This is a genomic window from Cupriavidus sp. 05T42 (genome assembly GCF_056396345.1).
In genome coordinates this window covers 1-21787 of sequence record NZ_JBFTLH010000027.1, presented here as the reverse complement: position 1 = coordinate 21787, position 21787 = coordinate 1, and the positions used below count along the sequence as shown (strand labels likewise).

Genomic DNA, 21787 nt, shown 5'->3' with positions numbered 1-21787 from the left:
AAAAATCAGCCCMGGTGCGCCAGTTCGAGCTGGAACACCAGCCGCTGGAGGAAGTTCTCCATGCGGCCATCCGGGTTCAGGAAGGCGCAGCCGTAGTGGTGCACGGTGTTGTCGTCGAAGCCGACCAGCCAGTGGCCCACCACCTGCATGTCCAGTTCCAGCCGGCCCAGTTCGGCAAAATCCAGCACACACTTCTTGACGACCGTGCCCACCGGCAATTGGTCAGCGCCCACCGAGCGCGAGCGCAGGCCCGCGCCGGACAGCGACAGATCGGCAATATCGAGGTGCAGCGTGCGCTTGTCGGCCGTCTCCGGCAGATGGATCTGGCAGCGGTAGCCCTTGGTCAGCAGCGTGCGCGCGCGGAAATGGCGGCGGCGCTGGAAGTGGTAGAGCTTGTCCGGGAAATCGGCGATGAAGGCCGGCCCGCCCTCGAAGCGCGTGGCGCCGGGCACGCCGACCACGAAGTTCACAGGCACGCCGCGCAGCAGTCCCGAGAACGCATTCTTGTCCGAGGCCATCAGCGCCTGGCGCTCCGCATCCGCGCGGCACCAGTCGAAGATAAAGGTGCGGTTGGCCGGATCCACGTGCAGGATCGACGTCACGATCTCAGAGCCGCGCGCCGAACGCACGTTCAACAGGCACTTCTGCCAGGCCAGGTCGCGCAGGACCGTGCCGATCTGCGAGCTATGCGTGAGCCGGTAGCGTTCGTCCGAATGCGAGCCTTCCTGCTCGTCAGGTTCGCCCTCGATCTGGGACCGGTTTTGGGCCTGCTCGGGCCCTCGGGAATCTTGGACACTCATGGGGAATACGCTACGTCGAAAGTGGTTACTCGCCGTCTTGCCCGGGGCGGGCAACGCTTGTGGATCTGGCGGCGGCCAGCGCCGCATGGTAAGCGCCGCCCGGGGATGGCGCAAGTCATGCCTAGGCCTTCGGCAAAATACGACGTAACTTTAGCAACCGACTTCCGGGGGGTAGCGGTTGCAAGGCCTTTTCAGCCGGTTTCCATCTCCGCGCGGAGCCAGCCGTGCAGGGCCTCCAGCCGGGCATCCTGGGCGAACGGCGCCGGCGAAATCAGGTGGTAGGACGACCCGTCCGGTACAAACCCCAACGGCGCGGCCAGCCGGCCATCGGCGAGTTCGTCGGCCGCCATCAGCCGCGACGCCATGGCCCAGCCCAGGCCGGCCGCAGCCGCCTGYAGGCTCAGGTAGAAGTGTTCATACCACGGGTCTGACCGGCCGATCTGGACGGTGGGACCGGTTTTTTCATCCCCTTTGAGTTGCTGCCAGCGTTGCCAGGCATCGGGCCGGGTGCGGGTGTGGAGGCGCGTGACCGCCGCCGGGTCAGCCGTGGCCAGGTCCGGCCGGCAGACCGGCCCGACGCGCTCCAGCGCCAGTTCGCGCGTGTGCCAGCGCGCATCGAACGGGAAATCGTTGCGGCGCAGCGCTACATCCACCCCGCTTCTCCGGAAATCGATCGGCCCGCCCGCCGCCATCAGGTGCAACGCGATGTCCGGATGAGCGTCGGCAAAGCGCGACAGCCTTGGAATCAGCCAGCGCATGGCGATGGTCGGCTCGCACGACAGCACCAGCGCGGCCCGGGGCGCCGGCGCGCGGATCCGGGCGACCGCCTCCGCCAGCCCGGCCAGAGATTGCGTGGCGGCAGCGTGGAGCGTGCGGCCGGCCTCGGTGAGGAAGACCGCGCGGTTCCGGCGCTCGAACAGCGGCACACCCAGCGCCTCTTCCAATTGGCGGATCTGGCGGCTGATGGCGCCGTGCGTCAGGTGGAGTTCGTCAGCGGCGCGCACAAAGCTGCCAAGCCGCGCGGCGGCCTCGAAGAACCGGATCGCGCCCAGCCAGTGCATCGGCGGCAAATCGCTCATCTGTCAGATTTCCTCACCATTTTCGGCGAGTATATATCGGTTGTCTGGCTTGTTCCCTCTGGCGAGAATGGCGGCGCGATCCCCCTCCCATCGAACCGGAAAACTGACCGATATGTCACCTCTTGCCGAAGCGCTGGCCGTCGCCAGCATCACCCGCCTCGCCGTGATCAGTCCCGGCCCCGACTTCGCCATGGTCACGCGCAACAGCTACCTGTTCGGCCGGCGCACCGGGCTGCTATGCGCGCTGGGCATCGCGCTCGGGGTGCAGGTGCACGTCTGCTACACCATGTTCGGCGTGGCGATGCTGATCGAGCACGCGCACGGCTGGCTGACGGCGGTGAAGCTGCTCGGCGCGGCCTATCTGATCTGGATCGGCATCAAGACCTTGCGCAACCGCACGCCGCTGACGGTGGATACCGGGGACAACGCGCGCGAGGCGCCCAGGCTCTCCGCCTGGGCTTCGCTGCGGATGGGATTCCTGACCAATGCGCTCAATCCCAAGACCACGCTGTTCGTGGTCAGCACCTACACGCAGGTGGTGGATGCCCATACCCCGTGGGCGGTGCAGCTCGGCTACGGGCTGTTCATGTCCGTGGCGCACTGGGCGTGGTTCAGCCTCGTGGCGTGGGGCTTCGGCGCGGCGCCGCTGCGCGCCGCGATGCTGCGCCGGCAGGGTTTGATCGACAAGACGCTCGGCTCGGCGCTGTGCGGGCTGGGGGTGGCGCTGGGGCTCAGCAACCTGGGGCGATAGCGGCCAGCGGGTAGGCGGCGCGCGGCACATGGCGCGCGCCCTCCGGGCTCAGAAAACTCTCAAACAGGACGAAGCGGTCGGCGGTCCACGCTGGCAGGGTCAGGTCGTGCTGCGCGGCGAGCCAGTCGCGCAGCACCGCCTCCGGCAGGCCCGGACGGCAGCGCGCCACGGTCAGGTGCGGATGGAAGCGACGGCGCTCGCGCGCGATGCCGACGTCGGCCAGCGCGGCCTCAATGTCGTCGAATAGCGCGGTCAGGTGATCATCGTGCGCCAGTCCGGCCCACAGCACGGCACCCTGCCCGCCTCGGAAGCGCCCGACGCCCTGGACCTGCATCGTCAACGGCGGCGCCTGCATGGCCTCCAACGCCTTGCCGATGCGCGCGGCACAGTCTTCGTCCTGATCGCCAAGGAATCGCAGCGTCAGGTGCAACTGCCCGGGCGGCACGGGCCGCACGCCGCGATGCACGGGCAGCGTATGCAGCAGGCCCGCCGCCACAGCGGGCGGCGTGTCGATGGCGATGAACAGCCGGGCCAAAGCCAGAAATCAGCCGAACGCCAGCGCCGACTGCAAGCCCTGCGCGCGCGGCGCCACGACGTCGAGATCCACGCCCCGGACGCCCTCCAGCCGCAGCAGCGCCCGCTTGCGGTCCACGCCGCCGGCATAGCCGGTCAGCGCGCCCGACGCACCGAGCACCCGATGGCAAGGTACGATGACCGAGAGCGGATTGCGCCCGACGGCGCCCCCCACCGCGCGCGAGTGCGCCGGTGGCAGCCCGAGGCCGGCGCCAAGCTGCCCGTACGTCGATGTATCGCCAAATTCGATGTCGCACAGCGCCTGCCAGATGCGCTGCTGAAAGGCGCTGCCGATAAAGCGGATGGGCACCGCGAAGGTCTGTAGCGCACCGTCGAAATAGGCGGCCAGCTCTTGCGCCGCGTGGTCCAGCACGCGCTGGTCGGCCGCCGATGCGATATAGGTCGCGGGCGCGCCGGCGGGGTAATACTTCTGCCCGGAGAAGAACATGCCGGTCAGCGCGCCGTCGTCGGCCCGCAATAGTATTTCCCTGAGAGGACTGTCGATGATTTGATAGCTGGTCATGCTGCCTGCTCCTTGCTGTGATCTTCGGATACTTCTTCCATGGGCTCGCCGGACGCGGGCGGCGTGCCATAGCGATGCCAGAGATGAATCGCCGCGTAGGCGCGCCATGGCGCCCAATGCGCGGTTCGGTCGTGCATCGCGCGCACCGTGCTCACGGCGAGCACCTTGCGCAGCGCGTAGTCAGTGGCCGGAAAGGCGTCCGGCCAGCCCAGCGCGCGCATGGCGATGTACTGCGCGGTCCAGTCGCCGATGCCGTCGATCTCGCGCAGCCGGGCCACGGTCTCCTCGGGCGGCGCAAGCGGATCGAGCGCGATGTCGCCTGAGACGATGCTGAGCGCCAGCGCGCGGATCGTGCGCAGCTTGCCCGGCGTCACGCCGGCCTCGCGGTAGATCTCGTCGGGCAGGTCGGCCAGCGCCTGCGCGGTCGGGAAGACGTGCGTCAGCGGCGGCTGGCCGGCCAAGGCGGGCAGCCCGGCCAGTGCCTCGGGCGGCAAGGGCTCGCCGGCCAGCGCCACCAGCCGCGTGAGAATCCGCCGCGCCTGGATCACGGAAATCACCTGGCCGACGATCGCCCGCACGGCAATCTCGAAGCCATCGAACGTGCCCGGCAGGCGCATGCCCGGCACATCGGCGGCAAGGTCGCCCAGATGGCGATCCACCACGTCCGGCCGACAACCGAGGTCGCACAGCCGCCGCACCTTGCCGAGGGATTGCGGAATCGCGTGGGCCAGCGTGCCGGAGAGCGTCACGCGCAGCACCGTGCGCTTCGGCACATGCTCCAGCCGCACCCAGCCGAGGTGGCGCTGCGCGCCCACGTCAACGGCCAGCGTGCGGAGGTAGACATCCCCTCGTACTTGTTCGACACCGTCCACGACACGCACGCCGAGGAAGGCCAGCAGCGCGGACCACGCCAGCGGCGGGCGGTAGCCCAGCTCGAACACGAGCTGGTCGGCCATGCCCTCGGCGGCGCGGCGGCGCATGGCGAGCGGCGTCAGGCCGTAGCGCTGGCGCAGCACGTCGTTGAAGCGCCGCACGCTGCCAAAACCCGCCGCCAGCGCCACTTGCGTAACGGGCAGCGTGGTGTCGGTCAGCAGCCGCTTGGCCAGCAGCAGCTTCTGCGTCTGGGCGTATTCGAGTACCGAGACGCCGAACTGGGCATCGAACAGGCGCCGTAAGTGACGCTCCGTCACCCCGATGCGCTTGGCGAGTTGCGCCACGCCGGCCTCGGCCATGAAGCCTTCGTCGATCAGCGTGGCCGCGGCCTGCGCAAGCCGGCCGGAAATATCGGCCAGCCCGTGCCCGGGTGCCAGTTCCGGCCGGCAGCGCAGGCAGGGCCGGAAGCCGTGCTTCTCGGCCGAGGCGGCGGTGTCGTAGAACGTGCAGTTCTCGCGCCGGGGCGTGCGCACCGCGCAGATCGGCCGGCAATAGATGCCCGTGGACGACACGCCGACGAAAAACCGTCCGTCGAAGCGCCGGTCGTGCGAGGCGACTGCCTTGTAGCAGGTGTCGGGATCGAGGTTCATGGGAAGCATCCTACCGCTTCCGGCGCCGGGAAATACGCTGGAATCGGACATTCGCCTGAGACAACTGTCCCCGATTCTGAAAGTGCGGCCCCACGCGTTCCGGGATGGTGCCACGGGGCTAGAATCGCATCACTGTTCATCGTCCGAGGACGTCATGCTTCGCCGTCGTGCTGCCTTTGCCGCCTTTGTCGCGGTTGCTGTCTCGCTGGCCGCCGCCCTGCCGGCCCCGCCAGCCCTTGCCGCGCCTACGCGTAGCGCCGCCCGTGCGCAGTCGCCGGCCCCCGCCACCGCGCCGGGCGCTACCCCCGTGCTCCAGGCCACGCGCGTGGCCGCCGTGGAAGGCATCACCGAATATCGGCTGCCGAACGGCCTGCGCATCCTGCTGGCGCCGGACGCCGCGCAGCCCACCACCACGGTCAACATGACCTATCTGGTGGGCAGCCGGCACGAGAACTACGGCGAAACCGGCATGGCGCACCTGCTGGAGCACCTGCTGTTCAAGGGCACGCCATCGCTGCCGGGCCGGACGATTCCCACGGAATTCGCGCGGCGCGGCATGCAATACAACGGCACCACCTCGCAGGACCGTACCAATTACTTCCAGACCTTTGCCGCCAGCGACGACAACCTCGACTGGGCGCTGAAGATGGAGGCGGACCGCATGGTCAACAGCTTTGTCTCGCGCACGGACCTGGACAGCGAGATGTCCGTGGTGCGCAACGAGATGGAGATCGGCGAGAACAATCCGATGCGGATGCTGCTGCAGCAGATGAACGCGGCGTCCTACCGATGGCACAACTACGGCAAGGCGCCGATCGGCGCGCGCAGCGACGTGGAGCATGTGGGCATCGAGAACCTCCAGGCGTTCTACCGCCGCTACTACCAGCCGGATAACGCCGTGCTGGTGGTGACGGGGCAATTCGACCCCGCCACCACGCTGACGCGCATCGAGCAGGCCTTCGGGCCGATTCCGCGCCCCACACGCGTGCTGCCGACCGAGTACACCGTGGAGCCGCCGCAGGAAGGCGCGCGCGAACTGACGCTGACGCGCCCCGGGGACAGCAGCATCGTCGCCGTGCAATACCACGTGGCGCCCGGCGCCCATCCCGACACCGCCGCGCTGACCCTGCTGTCCCTGGTCCTCTCCGACACGCCGGGCGGGCGGCTGCACCACGCGCTGGTGGAGACCCACAAGGCCGCATGGCAAACCAGCCGGTTCGAAGGGATGAAGGACCCCGGGCTGATCGTGTTCGCGGCCGGCACGAGCAAGGATCGCCCGCTCGACGCCGTGCGGGCCGCCCTGCTGGCCGAGGTGGAGGGGCTGGCCACGCGGCCGGTCACCCAGGAGGAACTCGACCGGGCGCGCACGCGGGTGCGCAACGGCTACGAGCAGGTGCTGAACAATCCGGCGCAGTACGGCGTGCTGCTGTCCGAAGCCATCGCCAAGGGCGACTGGCGGCTGTTCCTGCTCGATCGCGACCGCGTGGAGGCCGCCACGCTGGCGGACGTGCAGCGCGTGGCCGATTTGTACCTGCGGCCGACCAATCGCACCGTCGGACAATTCCTGCCCGGCGACAAGCCGCAGCTTGCCAACGTGCCGAAGGCGCCCGACGTGGCCGCGCTGGTGCGCGACTACGCGGGCCGCCCGGCCGCCGCGCCGGTGCCGACGTTCGACCCAAGCCCGGCCAATATCGACGCCCACACGGTGCGCCAGACGCTGCCCAACGGCATGCAGCTGGCGCTGCTGTCCAAGCCCACGCGCGGGGAGGCCGTCAACGGCACGCTGGTCCTGCGCTTTGGCAACACGCAGGCGCTGCAGGGCCAGTCCTCGGTGGGGTCGCTCGCGGCGGGCATGCTCGACCGTGGCGCCGGCGCGTTCGACCGCCAGCGCATTGCCGACCGCTTGGAGGCGCTCAAGGCCAGTGTGTCGATCTCGGGCAACGCCGAGCGGCTGACGGTGCGTTTCGAGACGCGGCGCCAGTACCTGCCGGACCTGATGGCGTTGCTCMGCACGGTGCTGCGCATGCCGACGTTCCCGGCCAGCGAGTTCGAGACGCTGCGCGCGAGCAGTGTCGCCGGCATCGAGAGCCAGCAACGCCAGCCCAACGCGCTCGCGCCGAACGCACTAGGCCGCCATGGCAACCCCTACCCGCCCGAGGACCCGCGCTACACCCCCACCTTCGACGAAAGCATCGCCGCGCTGCGCGCCGTCACCCCGGCGCAGATCCGCACGTTCCATGCGCGCTTCTACGGCGCTGAGCACGCGCAACTGGCGCTGGTCGGCGAATTCGATGCCGATGAGGCCGTGCGGCAGGCCACCGCCCTGTTCGGCGACTGGCGGGCGCAGGTGCCGTTCGAGCGCGTGGAGCGCCCGTTCTACGCGATTCCGGCGGCCAGCTTCACGCTGGAGACGCCGGGGAAGGCCAACGCGGTCTATCTGGCGTCGCTGCCGATCGACCTCGTCGACGGTTCGCCCGACTACCCCCTGCTGCTGGTCGCCAGCCGCGTGCTCGGCGGCACCGGCATGCGCAGCCGGCTGGCGGACCGGCTGCGCCAGCAGGACGGCATCAGCTACGGGGCGTCGAGTTCGATCTCGGTGGGCGCGCTGGATCGGGCCGGGCGCTTCGGCCTGTGGGCGGCCTACGCCCCCCAGAACCAGGGCCGGCTGCGCAAGGCCATCGACGAGGAAATGGCACGCTTTGCGCGTGACGGTATTTCCGACGCCGAGCTGGCGGAGGCCGTGAGCGGCCTGCTCCAGCAAGGCATGATGAGCCGCACACGCGACGGCGCGCTGGCCGGCGCGCTCGCCAATCAGTTGTTCCTGGACCGCACCATGGCCCATACGGCCGAAGTGGAGGCTCGCATTCGCGCTGCCACGCCTGCCGCCGTGAACGACGCCATCCGCCGCTACCTCACGCCGGCCGGGCTGACGCAGGCCTTCGCGGGAGACTTTGGCGCCACCACGGGGGCGGCGGCGCCGGTCGGCATGCCGGCTCCGGCGGCGGCAATCGAGCCGCCAGACGCATCAAAGCCCTAGGAAGCTGGTATAAGGAAGAACGCCAATTCTGGCGAGACCGGCCCGGGGCCGGGGTTGCGGGCCGAAACGCCCGTGACTACCCCTTCCGCGTCCTTGTGACGGCCGGTCAATCACTGTATATTCGTACAGTATTCGTTGAGACAAGAGGTGTGGATGTCAATCGTGCGAGCTGGCAGCAAGTCGGAAGCGCTTCGGCTTCTGGCCTCCGAGCAGGTGCTGGCGCTTGAGCTGGATTACGAAACCGGATGGCAGGATGCCGTCGAGTTGGGCCGGCTCGGAGAAAAGCGCGGCATCAAAGTGCAATACCGCGGACAGGAAAGCATCGCTGTCCGCTMCCGCGAGGCCCTGGTCGAAGGGCTCGCCAAACCCAAAGGCACGTTCCGGCAACGGAATCTCTATTGCCAGTTCGACCTCGGCACGCTTGCCGACAATGAATTGCTGGATCTGGAAGCCAAGGCGACCCGCCTGGGCGACTACATTCTCGCCGGCCATCTGCTGCGCGACGTGGACGGCGTCTGGCCGTGACGGGTAACTGACGGCCGCACATGGCAAATGACGGCCTCGCGGGCCGTCATTGCATTGAATCGACGTGGAAACCTGGCGGGAAGCTACTGCCAGACGCGCGTCGCGCCAGCCCAGCGGGCGGCTGCAGAGGCGTGCATCACAGCGTGATCGGCGTCGGCGCCTGGGGCCAGCCCCGGCTGCGCCGTGTCGATCGATGTCCGGCAAAGCACCGCCGTAACCAGCGTCTTGATATGACCACGCGCGCCACCCGCCAGGGCGGCGAGGTGTTCATGCCCGTCGAGCACGATCAGGCCGTCTCCGGCCTGTGGGCGCAGCTCCAGCGCGTAGAGATGATCACATTCGCATTGCATGCGGCCACCCGATACCGCCACCACGATGGCATTCGGCAGCGCCAGCCCGCTCTCGCGCACGGTGTCGCGCAGCCGGTCCAGATGCGCCTGTGCGCGGTAATCACGCGCCGAGTGCGCCGGCGCGGGGCCGTTGCTCAAGGCCATGAGGTCGTCGGGCGACACCATCAGCGTGTACGCCTGCAACGCCGTGCGGTAGGTAGCCACCACCGCGCGCAGCCGGTGCACATCGGCCGATTTGGTGGCCGCCACTGACGGCGCGGACGTTACGGACACGCTCGATGCCCTCGGCACCGTTGCCTGGAACTTGCTCATCCTGCCTCCCCCTGCTTATCGTCGCGGGTTTTCGTCGCGGGTTGCATGGCACCCGGCCCGGAGGCCGGGCGCTGGCCATCAGTCGCGCAGCAGTTGCTTGGCGATGATCAGTTGCTGGATCTGCGTGGTGCCTTCGTACAGGCGCAGCAGGCGCACGTCGCGGTAGAACCGTTCGGCCTTGTATTCGGCGATGTAGCCGGCGCCGCCGTGGATCTGCACGGCGCGGTCCGCCACGCGGCCCACCATTTCGGTACAGAACATCTTCGTGCACGAGGCCAGCATGCTGACTTCGGGGTCGCTCTTGCCGGCAGGCTTGGCGTCGTAGCGCTGCGCGCAGTCGCGCACCATCGACAGGCCCGCGTATAGCTCGGCCTGGCTGTCGGCCAGCATGCCCTGAATCAGCTGGAAGTCGCCGATGGGCTTGCCGAACTGCTTGCGCTCCTTCGCATAGGCCACGGCGTCGGTAATCAGCCGGTGCGCCATGCCGCAGGCCAGCGCCGAGATATGCAGGCGCCCACGGTCGAGGACCTTCATCGCGGTCTTGAAACCCACGCCCGGCACGCCGCCGATGATGTTGGCCGCCGGCACGCGCACGTTTTCCAGCACTACGTCGCAGGTCTTGGTGCCGCGCTGGCCCATCTTCTTGTCCGGCTTGCCGAGGGAGATCCCCGGCGTATCGGCGGGCACGATGAACGACGAGATGCCGGACGCGCCCGGACCGCCGGTGCGCGCCATCAGCGTGAAGGCGCCGGCGCGCGGCGCGTTGGTGATGAAGCGCTTGGTGCCGTTGATGACGTAGTGGTCGCCATCCAGCTCGGCGCGCGTTTGCAGCGAGGCGGCGTCGGAGCCGGCGTTCGGCTCGGTCAGCGCGAACGAGATGATCAGCTCGCCGCTGGCGATCTTCGGCAGGTATTCCTGCTTCTGCGCCTCGGTGCCGTCCATCAGGATGCCCTGCGAGCCGATGCCCACGTTGGTGCCGAACACCGAGCGGAACGCAAACGCCGTATGGCCGAGGTCATAGACCACATCGCATTCCTGCGACATGGCCAGGCCGATACCGCCGTAGTTCTCGGGAATGGAGATGCCGAACAGGCCCATCTCCTTCATGTCGGCGACGATCTCGGCTGGCACTTCGTCCAGTTCTTCCAGCGTGTCTTCCGCCGGCTTCAGCCGTTCGTCGATGAAACGCTGCACCGAGGCGCGCAGCAGGGAAAACGATTCGGCGTCGAGGGCCATGGCAAATCTCCGGGTCAATGCGGGTCAGACACAATGGGCGTCAATGGTACGCCGCCTGACCGATTTGACAATCCACGCAGGCTTGGACAGAAGGGATAAAACAATTTGACAATCACCGGCGTGCCTGCCGCTGGTTCGCTGTCACGCCTAGTGCGGCATGCAGAACAAACAATCCACCCTGCAGAACAATCGCCCGGAAACCCAATACCGGCAAGTGGTGATGCATTCGCCACGTGACTTATTCGCCGCTATCGGCTGGGCAACCTTGTTGCGTTCGGAGTACGCTACCCGGGCACAACCCACGGGTGTGTTCCGCGCGTCTGGCCCCCGCTTGCCAGCCTGCCGCGGCTCCGCCCGCGCCCCGATCCCAGCGGCGCCCCTCGCCGCCAAGAAAGAGAAGGTCCATGACTCAAATCGCCTCAACCGCCGATACCTCCACGGCACCCTCCCCAGAGGAGACCAGGAAACGCGTCTTCGCGATTGTTGCCGCTTCGTCCGGCAACCTCGTTGAATGGTTCGATTTCTACATCTACGCGTTCTGCGCCATCTATTTTGCGCCGTCGTTCTTCCCGAAAGCCGACCCGACTGCCCAGCTGCTGAACACGGCTGGCGTGTTTGCCGCCGGCTTCCTGATGCGACCGATCGGCGGCTGGCTGTTCGGCCGCATCGCGGACCGCAACGGGCGCAAGAACTCGATGCTGATCTCGGTGGTGATGATGTGCTTCGGCTCGCTGCTGATTGCCTGCCTGCCGACCTACGCCACCATCGGCACCCTCGCCCCGGCACTGCTGCTGCTGGCGCGACTGCTGCAAGGCCTGTCCGTGGGTGGCGAATACGGCACAACGGCAACCTATATGAGTGAAGTGGCGCTCAAGGGCCGGCGCGGGTTCTTCTCATCGTTCCAGTACGTGACGCTGATCGGCGGCCAGTTGCTGGCGGTGCTGGTGGTGGTGGTGCTCCAGCAATTGCTCGATGAAGCCGAACTCCGGGCCTGGGGCTGGCGCATTCCGTTCGTGATCGGCGCGATTACTGCCGTGGTAGCACTGCTGCTGCGCCGCACGCTGCACGAGACCTCGTCGGCACAGAGCCGCAACAGCAAGGAAGCCGGCAGCGTGGCGGAACTGTTCCGCCACCACAAGGCGGCGTTCTTCACCGTGCTGGGCTATACCGCCGGCGGTTCGCTGATTTTCTATACGTTCACCACGTACATGCAGAAGTACCTGGTCAACTCGGCCGGCATGTCGATCAAGACCGCCAGCTACGTCATGACGGGCTGCCTGTTCCTGTACATGTGCATGCAGCCGATCTTCGGCGCCTTGTCTGACCGCATCGGCCGCCGCAACAACATGCTGATGTTCGGCGCGCTGGGCGCACTGGTCACGGTGCCGGTCCTGACCGCGCTGCGCACCGTATCGAGCCCGGAACTCGCTTTTGTGCTGATCTCGGTGGCGCTGGCGATCGTGAGCTTCTACACCTCGATCAGCGGCATCGTGAAGGCCGAGATGTTCCCGCCCGAAGTGCGCGCGCTGGGGGTGGGCCTGGCCTACGCCGTGGCCAACGCCATCTTCGGCGGCTCGGCCGAGTACGTGGCGTTGGGCCTGAAGTCGATGGGCCATGAGACCACGTTCTACTGGTACGTCACGGGCATGATGGTGCTGGCGTTCTTCGTCAGCTTGCGGCTGCCGCGCCAGGCGAAGTACCTGCATCACGAGCACTGACCATCCGCCTCCGGGCGAGCATGGCAAACTAAGGGGGCCTCCGGGCCCCTTTTTCTTTGGTGGGCCTTCGGACCCTTTCTCATCTCCGCCACCCCGCCGCCATGGATCTCAACGCCTTGCGCCTGTTCGTCGACATCGTCGATGCCGGCAACCTCAGCGCCGCCGCCCGCAAGCTCAAGATGACGCGCGCCAACGTCAGCTACCACCTGAAGGCGCTCGAAGAGGAACTCGGCGTGCAACTGCTGCGGCGGACCACGCGACACGTGGAGCCGACGCCCGTGGGCGCCGGCCTGTACGAGCACGGACGCAACATCCTGGGCGAGGTGGCCGCCGCCAACGCGCTGATCAGCAGCATGGGCAAGAGCCTGCAGGGCCATGTGCGACTGTCGGTGCCCACCGGCCTCGGCCACAGCCTGCTGTCGCCGCTGCTGGTGCAGTTCAAGCAGCGTTACCCGGACATCACGCTCGACGTGGTGTTCGACAACCGCATCCACAACCTTGTGTCCGAGGACGTGGAAGTGGCGCTGCGGATCATTTCCACGCCGCCAGACTCCGTGGTGGCCACCGAGATCGGCGAGGTGGACTGGGTCGTATGCGCCGCGCCGTCATACCTGGCGGGCCGCGCGGCGCCGGCGGCACTGGGCGACCTGACGGCCCACGCCATCGTCTGCGCCTCTCCGATAGGCCAGAAGCTCAAGGCCTCCGGCACGCGCGGCGAGGACAGCGCCCGGGAACAGGTGGTGCTCGCTCCGACGCTAAGTTCCGAGAACTTCGCGTTTCTCAAGGACGCCGTGGTCGGCGGGCTCGGCATTGGCATTTTTCCGATGTACGCAATCGGTGAGGAACTGTCGCAGGGCACCCTCGTGCCCTTGCTGGATGGCTACCGCATCAGCGTCTTCGGCAGCAAGCTGTACCTGCTGACCATGCCGAACCGCTACCAGACCATGGCCACGCGCTACCTGCTGACCTTCCTGAAGACCGAACTCCAGGCGATCTGGCCCCGCATGCGCGACGCCAGAGCCTATATTGAAAAGACCTAGAACAACCGGCGCGTGCTGGCGCAGGAGGCAGGCAATCATGGCAATCGCAAACACCCTGGCAGGCCGGCTCAGCCGCATGAACAGCCAGTTCGACATCATCCGTCACCCCTACAGCCTGAGCAGCATGGCCACCGCCCAGGCCGCCCATGTACCCGGCAACCGGCTGGCCAAAACCGTCCTGCTCGAGGACCAGGCCGGCTACGTGGCCGCAGTGATTCCTTCGAGCCACCACCTCCGGCTTTCGGACATCTGCGAGCAAACCGGCCGTGACCTGGTACTGGCCCACGAGGACGAGATCCGCGAGGTTTTCAAGGATTGCGACCTCGGCGCCATCCCGCCCGTGGCCATGTCCTACGGCATGCCGACCTATGTGGATGAATGCCTGATGGAAGAACCCGAAATCTGGTTCGAAGCCGGCGACCACGAGGAACTGGTGCACATGCAACGCGACCAGTTCATGGCGCTGATGTCGGACGCGGAACGGGGGAGGTTTTCGCATCGGATGATGTGAGGACACACTCGCATCACCTCACGTTCTCCTTGCCCACGTAATAAACCGCGAAGGCTGCGACCAGGGGTATCGCGACAAGCACGAGCACACCATCCGCCGCGACGGCAACCGGCGTCAGCAGAACCAGCGCGTTCCTGGCGCCGGCGCCGAGTTCTTCGCGGACTGGAATGGTGTAGGACTGGTTCAACGGCGTCGCCGGATCCGGGTATTTGGTATCACCGGCGGCGTACCGCTTGCCTTTGATCGTATATTGCGCGGCGCCACAGCGCTCCGTCCCGCAATTCTTCGGAAAACCAAGGGCGACGGCGAGCGCCACTTCCTCCGCCGTGAACGCGTCGGCGGCCTTCAGCGTCAAGCGTCCCATGACGTTGCCGTCAAGGTCCACGGTAAAGGTACTGAACACTGCGCGCACACGCGGATGGAGCGCGGACTGGATGACCTCGACCAGGCCCTTCGGCGCCGCCATGACATAGTGATAGCGCTTCCCGAGGACGACGAGGGACTTCTTGTCTTGTGAGATCAGGATCTGACTCGCCGTCTCCTGGTAGTCACGGAACCTCGGCTTGTCAATTTCCTTGAACAGCTTTCTCGTGGCGCAGCCGCTGGTGGCTACGGTCGATACCGCCAATGCGGCCAGAAAATGTCGTCTTTGCATGCGCGTCMGGTGAGGTTGGAAAGCAACGCCACGCATACTGCAGTGCCATGCCGGGCACTACCATCGCCATTCTCCGAAAATGTGTGCCAAATGTTCTCAGCGCCGCTGGCTTATGGCACGGGGCGCAGACCTGAAGTCTGGTTCGAAGCGGGCGACGCCGATGCGGTCGGCGCGCGATCGGCGAAGATGCGCGACGGCAACACGAATCCGCGCAATGCCAGCAGCTCCAACGGCCCTTGGCCGAGTTCGGTGCGCATCAGGTAGCGGATCGGATAGGCGATGTCCTTCGACACAGGCTGCATCGCTGCGCGGGGCATCAGGCTATCGGGTTCTGGCGGAAGATTCGAAACCAGTCTGTCGGGTGAGCCCTGCCAAGTGATCTGGAACGTCGCGCTGTCGATCGCCTCGACGCTGGCGCGCTCGAGCATCCGCACCAGCCCCCATCGCCCCGTGAACTCATAGTGCTTGTTGGTGCCGGCCGCTTCCGTACGCCATTGCAGCCGGGTGCCTGGGCTGTCCGGCGTGCTTGCGGGCCAGATCATGGCCTGCCATGTCTCGCGCTGGTTGTAGTAGTGAAGTTGCTGGCCATCGAGCGTCAGTAGCGTATCGGTCAGGCGAGGCGCGGGAATCGGCTTGAGTTCGAACTGGTAACGCGGCTCCCCCTGTGCGAGCAGGCGCACGCCTATGCGCTGCAGACGGTTGATCGCGTCCAGGAACGCCGGATCAAATGCCACCGCCTGTCCGCCCATAGCAGCTGGCTTCCATTGATCGCCCTGCAGTTCCAGCACGCCAGCCAACTGCGCGGCGAGGAAACTCTGGATCAGCCCCCCTTGTGGCCTGAGGAAGCGCGCCAACTCGGGCAGCGAGGCGTCGTTGGCGGTGTCGGCAAACGGATAGCGACCGGTGAACGAGCGGCCCCACGCCATGGCAATGCTCTCGCGCCAGGCCGCGTTGAGGCTCGCCTGGGCGGGCTGGAGCGCGGTTTGCGTCGCCTGGGCAATGGGGCGGACAAACAACGCCTCGCCCATGCCCGCCCACTCTGCACCCAGACTGGCGGCGATCAGCCGCGCATACGCCTGGGTATCGGCCAACTCGGACGCCTTGCCCTGGAACAGCGCCTGCGCCATCTGACGAGCCTGGGCGTCGGCGTCCGGGCTGTTGCTCACTTGCTGCAGCCGCAGCCGCAATGCCGTGGCGCGCTCGAGAAAGCGTTGCAGACTCAGGTCGCCGGCGCTGGCCTGATCCTGCGCCACGAGCCGGGTGATCGGCCCGAATGATGGTCCCAAGGGACCGGCGGTGGCGGGCTTCACCCGCTTCGGCCCGGCCGGCTTCTTGCCAAGCATGTCCTGCGCCTTGGCTACAAGCGTGTCGGACAGCGAGTCAGCCCGGACTCCAGCCCGGCCCTGATATTCGAGCGAGGTCATCAGCGCAATGACCGGCGACTGGCGGGCGTCCGCCATCAGCTTCAACTGATCGATGGCGGCCGGCAGCGTAGGCGCCGGCTCCCATTGCAGGCTGTTCATGAAGCGCTGCCAGTGGTCGGCATAGTCGGCAAAGTACTGGGCTGTCAATGCGGCATGGAGGTCGGCGGGTGACGTAGGCTGCTGTGGCGCGCTAGCGCCCGAGAGCACCCAATCGCTTGTGACCTGCGTGCGCTTGGCGACGCTTTCGATTGCCTCGGCCACATGGTCCTCATAGGCTTGCCGGGTGTAGGCGCCCGGMACCAGCGCATTCGCGCGGATCAGCCCGCGTGCATCGGTGCCGAGTGTCAGCGACGCCAATGTCTGGTCGGGAAACCGGCCGCCAATCCCGTCGATCACCTGCCTGTAGAGCGTGTCCTGCGCGTTGCGCTGGTCGATCACCGCGAGCACTGTCCGGCGCGCGCCTGCTACCAACTCCGGGCGTGCGGAGATGCGCCAGTCAGGATGGGACTTGAAGTGGTCGGCGTGGAACTTGAGCAGGCGCTCGGCCAGGTCGTCGCGCTCGCCCGGCGTGATGCGGGCATCGGTCTGCCAGTACTGGACGAGTTGGGTCTTGAGGAAGTCCGGCTCGACGCGTTCCGGGTTGGCGAGCATGAGATACGTCTTGAGGCTCTCTCGTCCACGGAGCGCCCAATCGCTGGCTTGCGTGTCAAGGCCAGCGGCCTGGACCTGCGCCAGCTCGGCGAGTTCATCTTCGAGATTCTGCTGGATCGGCGCGACAAGCAGTTCCCGGCTATGTTTGGCGTAGAGTTCCCACAGCGCGGAAGCGATGGCGGCGTCGCGATTGAGGCCGAGGCGGGTGGAGATCGATGCCAGGTGGCCGGCATCAGGCGCGTGGTGCGCGATTTCGTGTTGCAGGCCAAGCAGCGAACGAAGGCGCTCGGCGGTGTTGGGGGCGGCGGCGATGGCATCGACGGCTTCCTGCGCAGCATGGATGCTGCGGGCACTCTGGAAGCCGGAGAGCAACATCCCGGCGCTCCACAGACCAATGGCTACAAGCGCGATGGTCGAGAAGACGGTGACCGGATGGAAGCCGATGCGGCGACCGCCAATACGGTTGGCACGCTCGCCGACATAGCGCCAAAGCGGCAGGACTGCAGCGGGATGGTAGCCCGATCCGCCCGACATCGCGCCTGGTCCCGGCGCAAAGACGACACCCCGGATCGGCATGAAAGTGCCGGGCCGGGCATTCATGCCGAAGATCCAGTCTGCCAGCGCCTTGCCACGGATGTCGAGGCGCTGGGATAGCTGTGCAAGGAAGCGGTCGCGGCCGTTCTCGATCAACGCTTCAATCCCGAGCGTCGCCAGGCGGCTCCGCAGTTCACCCAAGGCAACGGAAATGGCCGCCGCATTGGCTCGCGGCGGCAGTTCGCACCCGATCACAGACGTGGGCCCGTCGCCGGCCACGTCATGGATACGGGCGACGTCGAGCACGTAGACCGGCGCCGCCCAGCGTAGCGACTTCGCAATGTGGTCCAGCCGCATGCCCAGCGTGACGATTCCCCGGCGCTGGGGTCGTAAATCGGCCTCCCCATGTGTCACCAACACAATGGCGCTCACCGGCGCGGCCCGCAGCTTGCGGAGTCGATCCAGCCAGGCGCGGTCTGGTTGGCCATCCGGCCCGGTCTGATTCCACAGCAGAAGCGCTTCTTCGGTAATCTGCCAGCGGTCGTTGACGATGCCCGGCAGCAACTCGGCAATGACGGCGTCGTCGCCCGTCAGCAGCAGGCGAGGCAGATGACGGGCGCCCGGGTCCTGCAACGCTTGCTTGAGCCTGTCATATTCCGTCGATTTCAGTGCCACATCGCCGGGCTCCCGCCTGCCCCGGCGCGCTGCCGGATCGCGCTGGTGCGGCGTGTCTCGGGCCGATCGGGCGGCCAGCACCTTCCACGCCGCGGCGACCGGACCACGCATCAGGAGCACTGCGGCGCCCACGATCATCGCAATGACCGCTTGCCGCCGGGCGGCCTCGCTGCCATCGCCCATCAGGTATGCCGTGGCTGCGACCGCCGCCGTCATGGCGGAGACCACGATGGTGTACCCCCGGCTCTTTGGATGTGTCATCACGTTGTTTCCTGTTCCTTGGGGCCAGCCGGGGGGCGTACGACTGCCAGGCAAAGCGTGCTTTCCCTGCACGCAATCAATTGCGGCTCGCCACGCTGCCGGGCATTCTCTACAGCCAGTGCAGCGGCAAGCCATGGGGTGACCACGCCAGGGTTGCCCAGCGCCGCATCAATGTCATGCACGCCGGCGAATGCATCGGTCTGCACCGCGCCCAAGGCGATATCCGAGCCCTCGGTCAGCATGGCCGCCTTCTCGGCCTTCTGCAGGCCGGATTGCCACAGGTGTGTCAAGGCATCCGGCGTTATCTGGCCGAACAGCGCGGCTGTCCGGATGGTGTCGGCGAGGCCATGGGCGGCGGCCACAGGCCGATGTAGCGTGGCAATGGCGGGCAGCTCAAGCCGCTCCGCCAATGGCGCCCAGCCCAATAGCAGCGCGACGGCCGCCTCGGCGCTGTTCTGTGGCGGCGTCTCGTGCAATTGGACGGCAACGAAGAGGCGGAATCGTTCCAGCGCCGGGCCACCCGTCTCGTCTAGCCAGGCATCGAGCGCCATCAGCCCATCATGGGCTGGGAGGACCGAGGCCTCAACGTGATGGAGGCCCGTGGCTGTCCAGCATGTCTGCCAGGCGTGGCGAAGCGGCGCCGGATCGACGCCATCGGACACCTGCAACGTGACATCCAGCGGCACGCTCGGGGGCAACGCGCGTAGCGGCATTTCCAGTTGTCCGAGAATGGCTTCGAACACTTCCGCATAGCGGCCACCCGGCTCCACTTCCTCGGCCAGCGGCAGCCTGGAATGGCGAACCGGCGGCAGATGCGGGCGCGGCGAGTGGGCAACGAGAACCGAATCCCGCTCCAGGATCAGACCGGATGCGCAACCGGTCCGCATCGCGCAAAGATACGCGGCGTGGAGCACCGCTAGCGGCTCGGCGCCGAATGCCACGGCAGCTTCGAATTCGCGCTGCCGGGCGTCCGCCGTGGCGGTCAGACGGTTCATCTCATCTTCGTAGAAGTGGAGCCGGAAGCCGAATAGCCCGCACCACCCGAGCAACGGAAAGCCGACCAGGCACATCCAGAACCACGGTGTTCCTGTCGGTGCGGCCTTGGGCCACGCCAGCAAGGTCAAGAGGGCGCCAGCCGCCAGAAACGCGGCCAGCAAGCACAACCACACGGCTGTTGCTGGCCGCACCGGTGGCTCGGCGTCGAGCGTTGAACGCGGCAATTCCACTGTCATGGGCCGGGCCTCACAGAAGACTTGAAATCAGCTTGCACCCGCACGTGGCGCGATGGCCGTGCCGCGCGATGGGCACGCCATGATCCTGCATGGAAGCATCGCCCTCGATGATCAGGTTGGGACGCACTTCCGGATGCCGGGGGCACGACACGCTGTCGCCCATGCGTGCCACCGCGCGGCCGTCGTAGCGCATGGTGGCGGAGGCGCTGACCACCTTGCCGCCGTGATCGGTGGCGTCGCCCAATCGGATGAGATCACTCATGTCCGTCCTCCCGATTCAGAAAACACGGCGATAGCGGAAGTAGCCGTCGGTCAGCTCCCTCGGCTCCATCATTCCGCCAATCCGGAAGCCGGCCCGCGAGTCGTGGATGTAGTCATCCATCAGGTGCTGCACGGCGGGGGGCAATGTGGCGCCAAGGCTGACCGCTTCGAGCATGCGGAGCGTCTCGGCATCCACGGGTCCGGCGCGCCKGCCTCGCGTAGTGCGAAGCACGGCGCCGGCAATGGGATTCAATCTCGCCACGCCATCGAGCGCCACTGCTGCAACCCCGGTGTCCTGGGCCCAGACGCGGAGATCGACAAGCTGCGCGGTGAAATCCTTGAGGGCTTCCCGTAGTTGCGCCCGGTCGGTCCTCAGGTGTGCCTCTCTGAAGAAACGTCGGTTCTCCATTAGACGACCTGGCCGGAGAAGGCCGTCTCGCCATTGCAGGTATTGCAGCGTGTGGGATCGTAGGACGGCCACCACGCCATCCTTGCCCTTCGCCGACGTCTTGATCCCGCAATGGTCGAAGAAATTGTTCACTGCGGCCGCCAGTGCCGGCGGGCAATCGAAGTCTGGGGCAACGTCAGGCGTTTCCTTGATTTCCTCCATGCTCCTGAGCGGTACACCGCCGACGAGCGCGGCATGATGCATGTCGATAAGCGGAACCTGGGACAAATGTGGCGACGACAGACCGCCGCCGGGCATCGCCTTGCCCTGTTCCCCGGGACGATAGCCGCCACCCACGTCGGAATGCATGCCTGGATACGCTACCTGCGTGGCCCGTGCGGCAAGCTCGAGCGGAAAGCTCGCGCGCTGCTCGTGCAGCGCTACGAAGTGGACGCACTGCTCCACGGCGGGATGGATCTCGAGATTCGCGGGCGTCGCCCAGTCCATACGGCCATCGAAACCGGGCAGCATGTCGGCCACGCCGACCGACGCCACGGTATCGAACAGACCCATGAAATAGATGCGCAACGGAATGCCGGCGAGGCGGTAGCCACCATCCTCCTGTTCCAGCCACTGGAGAAGCCAGTTGGCGAACACGCGCGCTGTGGCTGCGCCACGAGAGAAGCCGAACACGGCGATGTTGATGTGCGTGACCTTGCGTTCGCGGTTCTTCACGACCGCTTCCAGCTTTTTCTCCCAGGTGCTCAGGACTTGGCGGCGAACCCAGGTTTCGAATCCGGTTTTGCTCGCGTTGTTGACGACGGTTCGGGCTTGCCCAGTACCAAACAAGGACACTCCGGTCAGGTACTCGTGCACCGAATCGAGGATCCGGGTAATTGCCCAGTTGATCCTGTCCGCTCCCATGTGKCCTGCAGCCAGACCAAGCATCCCACCGACGTCGCCAATCTCAGGGAAAGGAGTACCGACCCCTGGTATGTAGTGGGAGAAGAATCCTTCGTCAGGGACATCGATCCCGGCCTTGTAAAGGCGAGCAATATTGCTATGTTTCCCGGCCGCCATCTGCGTAGCTCCGAGACCTGGCTCCTCCCAGTGCATATTGTTGCCGGTGCCGTCGAAGTACAGACCCACAAACACCTGGCCACCGCATTGGCCAGGAGCCTTCTGCCGGATACACGCCATTGCCCTGGCCCGCTGGGCAGTCTCCCGTGCTGTGAGATCGCGCGTGCCACTCGCAGGAATTTTCAACGGCATCGTAATGCTGTAAGGCATGGTTCCTCTCCTCTCTAAATGTTTTTATCTGCGTGCCTCGTCGCCCTTCAACGGATAGTCAGGATGACGCAGAGCCATCATGGTCACGAACACCTTGACGTTGCCGTCGCGCAGAAAATGCACCGCGAACCTTCCGATTTCCTCCGGCCCGTAGGGCGGCACGGCGACGATCCGCTCCTGCGGAACATCGTCGATGCGATTGACCCATCGAACCTTCACCGTCGTGCCAGGCTTGTAGATCCGTGGCACCGTGACGCAACAGGTGAACTTTCCGCCGCCCTCGTGCGCTCCAATATTTGGACCGCCATAGCCATTGACTTCGAACGCATAGATGCCCACATCGGTGTGGTTGTATCCAACCATTGACACTGAGATTGGCTCCTCGCCGCAACCGGACACTGCCAGTGACAATGCTGCTAGCAGGCCGGCTATCCACGC

Annotated in this window: 19 protein-coding genes; 6 read left to right on the top strand and 13 right to left on the bottom strand. The window is 66.4% G+C overall.

Annotation, left to right across the window (positions count from 1 at the left end; genetic code table 11):
• Nucleotides 1–5: 5 nt before the first annotated feature.
• Nucleotides 6–800, bottom strand: a complete 795-nt coding sequence (locus AC1EJR_RS24900) for a flagellar brake protein (RefSeq protein WP_477147722.1) — start codon at nucleotides 798–800, stop codon at nucleotides 6–8.
• A 191-nt stretch (nucleotides 801–991) separates the two neighbouring features.
• Nucleotides 992–1861: a LysR substrate-binding domain-containing protein gene (locus AC1EJR_RS24895; RefSeq protein ID WP_477106222.1), complete on the bottom strand. Its 870-nt coding sequence runs from the start codon at nucleotides 1859–1861 to the stop codon at nucleotides 992–994.
• A 130-nt stretch (nucleotides 1862–1991) separates the two neighbouring features.
• On the opposite strand from AC1EJR_RS24895, the gene AC1EJR_RS24890 reads away from it, so the two are divergent.
• A complete protein-coding gene (locus tag AC1EJR_RS24890) occupies nucleotides 1992–2630 on the top strand; it encodes a LysE family translocator (RefSeq protein WP_477113836.1) in 639 nt (212 codons plus the stop codon).
• Here AC1EJR_RS24890 and thpR read toward each other — a convergent pair.
• From thpR to AC1EJR_RS24875, 3 genes are read right to left on the bottom strand one after another with little or no spacing between them, the layout of a single operon-like run.
• Entirely contained in the window at nucleotides 2611–3165 is a 555-nt protein-coding gene (gene thpR / locus AC1EJR_RS24885) for an RNA 2',3'-cyclic phosphodiesterase (RefSeq protein WP_092301653.1), read from the bottom strand. The genes AC1EJR_RS24890 and thpR overlap by 20 nt on opposite strands.
• A 9-nt stretch (nucleotides 3166–3174) precedes the next feature.
• Nucleotides 3175–3726 carry a methylated-DNA--[protein]-cysteine S-methyltransferase gene (locus tag AC1EJR_RS24880; protein WP_477147721.1) on the bottom strand — a complete coding sequence of 184 codons (552 nt, stop codon included), beginning with the start codon at nucleotides 3724–3726 and terminating at the stop codon, nucleotides 3175–3177.
• Nucleotides 3723–5249, bottom strand: a complete 1527-nt coding sequence (locus tag AC1EJR_RS24875; RefSeq protein ID WP_092301657.1) for a DNA-3-methyladenine glycosylase 2 family protein — start codon at nucleotides 5247–5249, stop codon at nucleotides 3723–3725. The genes AC1EJR_RS24880 and AC1EJR_RS24875 overlap by 4 nt, the downstream gene beginning before the upstream one ends.
• Nucleotides 5250–5403: 154 nt before the next feature.
• On the opposite strand from AC1EJR_RS24875, the gene AC1EJR_RS24870 reads away from it, so the two are divergent.
• Together AC1EJR_RS24870 and AC1EJR_RS24865 are read left to right on the top strand one after the other, a co-directional pair.
• A complete protein-coding gene (locus tag AC1EJR_RS24870) occupies nucleotides 5404–8286 on the top strand; it encodes a M16 family metallopeptidase (protein ID WP_477147720.1) in 2883 nt (960 codons plus the stop codon).
• A 153-nt stretch (nucleotides 8287–8439) separates the two neighbouring features.
• Nucleotides 8440–8811, top strand: a complete 372-nt coding sequence (locus tag AC1EJR_RS24865) for a PHA-granule associated protein 4 (RefSeq protein ID WP_477147719.1) — start codon at nucleotides 8440–8442, stop codon at nucleotides 8809–8811.
• Nucleotides 8812–8894: 83 nt separating this feature from the next.
• Here AC1EJR_RS24865 and AC1EJR_RS24860 read toward each other — a convergent pair whose 3' ends face one another.
• Both AC1EJR_RS24860 and AC1EJR_RS24855 read right to left on the bottom strand, forming a co-directional pair.
• On the bottom strand, nucleotides 8895–9473 hold the full coding sequence (locus AC1EJR_RS24860; RefSeq protein WP_255371005.1) for a hypothetical protein: 579 nt from the start codon (nucleotides 9471–9473) through the stop codon (nucleotides 8895–8897).
• A gap of 78 nt (nucleotides 9474–9551) precedes the next feature.
• Nucleotides 9552–10709 (bottom strand): acyl-CoA dehydrogenase family protein, encoded by a 1158-nt coding sequence (locus AC1EJR_RS24855; RefSeq protein ID WP_441593711.1) that lies wholly within the window; start codon nucleotides 10707–10709, stop codon nucleotides 9552–9554.
• A 404-nt stretch (nucleotides 10710–11113) separates the two neighbouring features.
• On the opposite strand from AC1EJR_RS24855, the gene AC1EJR_RS24850 reads away from it, so the two are divergent.
• From AC1EJR_RS24850 to AC1EJR_RS24840, 3 genes are all read left to right on the top strand, one after another.
• Nucleotides 11114–12427 carry an MFS family transporter gene (locus AC1EJR_RS24850; RefSeq protein WP_092301665.1) on the top strand — a complete coding sequence of 438 codons (1314 nt, stop codon included), beginning with the start codon at nucleotides 11114–11116 and terminating at the stop codon, nucleotides 12425–12427.
• A 101-nt stretch (nucleotides 12428–12528) separates the two neighbouring features.
• Complete coding sequence (locus AC1EJR_RS24845; protein WP_092301667.1) at nucleotides 12529–13467, top strand: LysR family transcriptional regulator; 939 nt, start codon at nucleotides 12529–12531, stop codon at nucleotides 13465–13467.
• A 37-nt stretch (nucleotides 13468–13504) separates the two neighbouring features.
• Nucleotides 13505–13978, top strand: coding sequence for an aminoacyl-tRNA deacylase (locus AC1EJR_RS24840; protein ID WP_092301669.1), 474 nt, complete (start codon nucleotides 13505–13507; stop codon nucleotides 13976–13978).
• 13 nt (nucleotides 13979–13991) lie between these two features.
• Here AC1EJR_RS24840 and AC1EJR_RS24835 read toward each other — a convergent pair whose 3' ends face one another.
• The 6 genes from AC1EJR_RS24835 to AC1EJR_RS24810 form a co-directional block, all read right to left on the bottom strand.
• A complete protein-coding gene (locus tag AC1EJR_RS24835; protein WP_477113833.1) occupies nucleotides 13992–14633 on the bottom strand; it encodes a hypothetical protein in 642 nt (213 codons plus the stop codon).
• Nucleotides 14634–14743: 110 nt separating this feature from the next.
• Nucleotides 14744–18178, bottom strand: coding sequence for an ImcF-related family protein (locus tag AC1EJR_RS24830; RefSeq protein ID WP_477113832.1), 3435 nt, complete (start codon nucleotides 18176–18178; stop codon nucleotides 14744–14746).
• Nucleotides 18178–19410, bottom strand: coding sequence for a hypothetical protein (locus AC1EJR_RS24825; RefSeq protein WP_477147718.1), 1233 nt, complete (start codon nucleotides 19408–19410; stop codon nucleotides 18178–18180). The genes AC1EJR_RS24830 and AC1EJR_RS24825 overlap by 1 nt, the downstream gene beginning before the upstream one ends.
• Before the next feature lie 10 nt (nucleotides 19411–19420).
• A complete protein-coding gene (locus AC1EJR_RS24820; RefSeq protein ID WP_092301675.1) occupies nucleotides 19421–19672 on the bottom strand; it encodes a PAAR domain-containing protein in 252 nt (83 codons plus the stop codon).
• Between the two features lie 15 nt (nucleotides 19673–19687).
• Nucleotides 19688–21349 (bottom strand): T6SS phospholipase effector Tle1-like catalytic domain-containing protein, encoded by a 1662-nt coding sequence (locus tag AC1EJR_RS24815; RefSeq protein ID WP_477113830.1) that lies wholly within the window; start codon nucleotides 21347–21349, stop codon nucleotides 19688–19690.
• Between the two features lie 24 nt (nucleotides 21350–21373).
• The coding region (locus AC1EJR_RS24810) for a DUF3304 domain-containing protein (protein WP_477147717.1) at nucleotides 21374–21787 on the bottom strand (414 nt) is incomplete at its 5' end.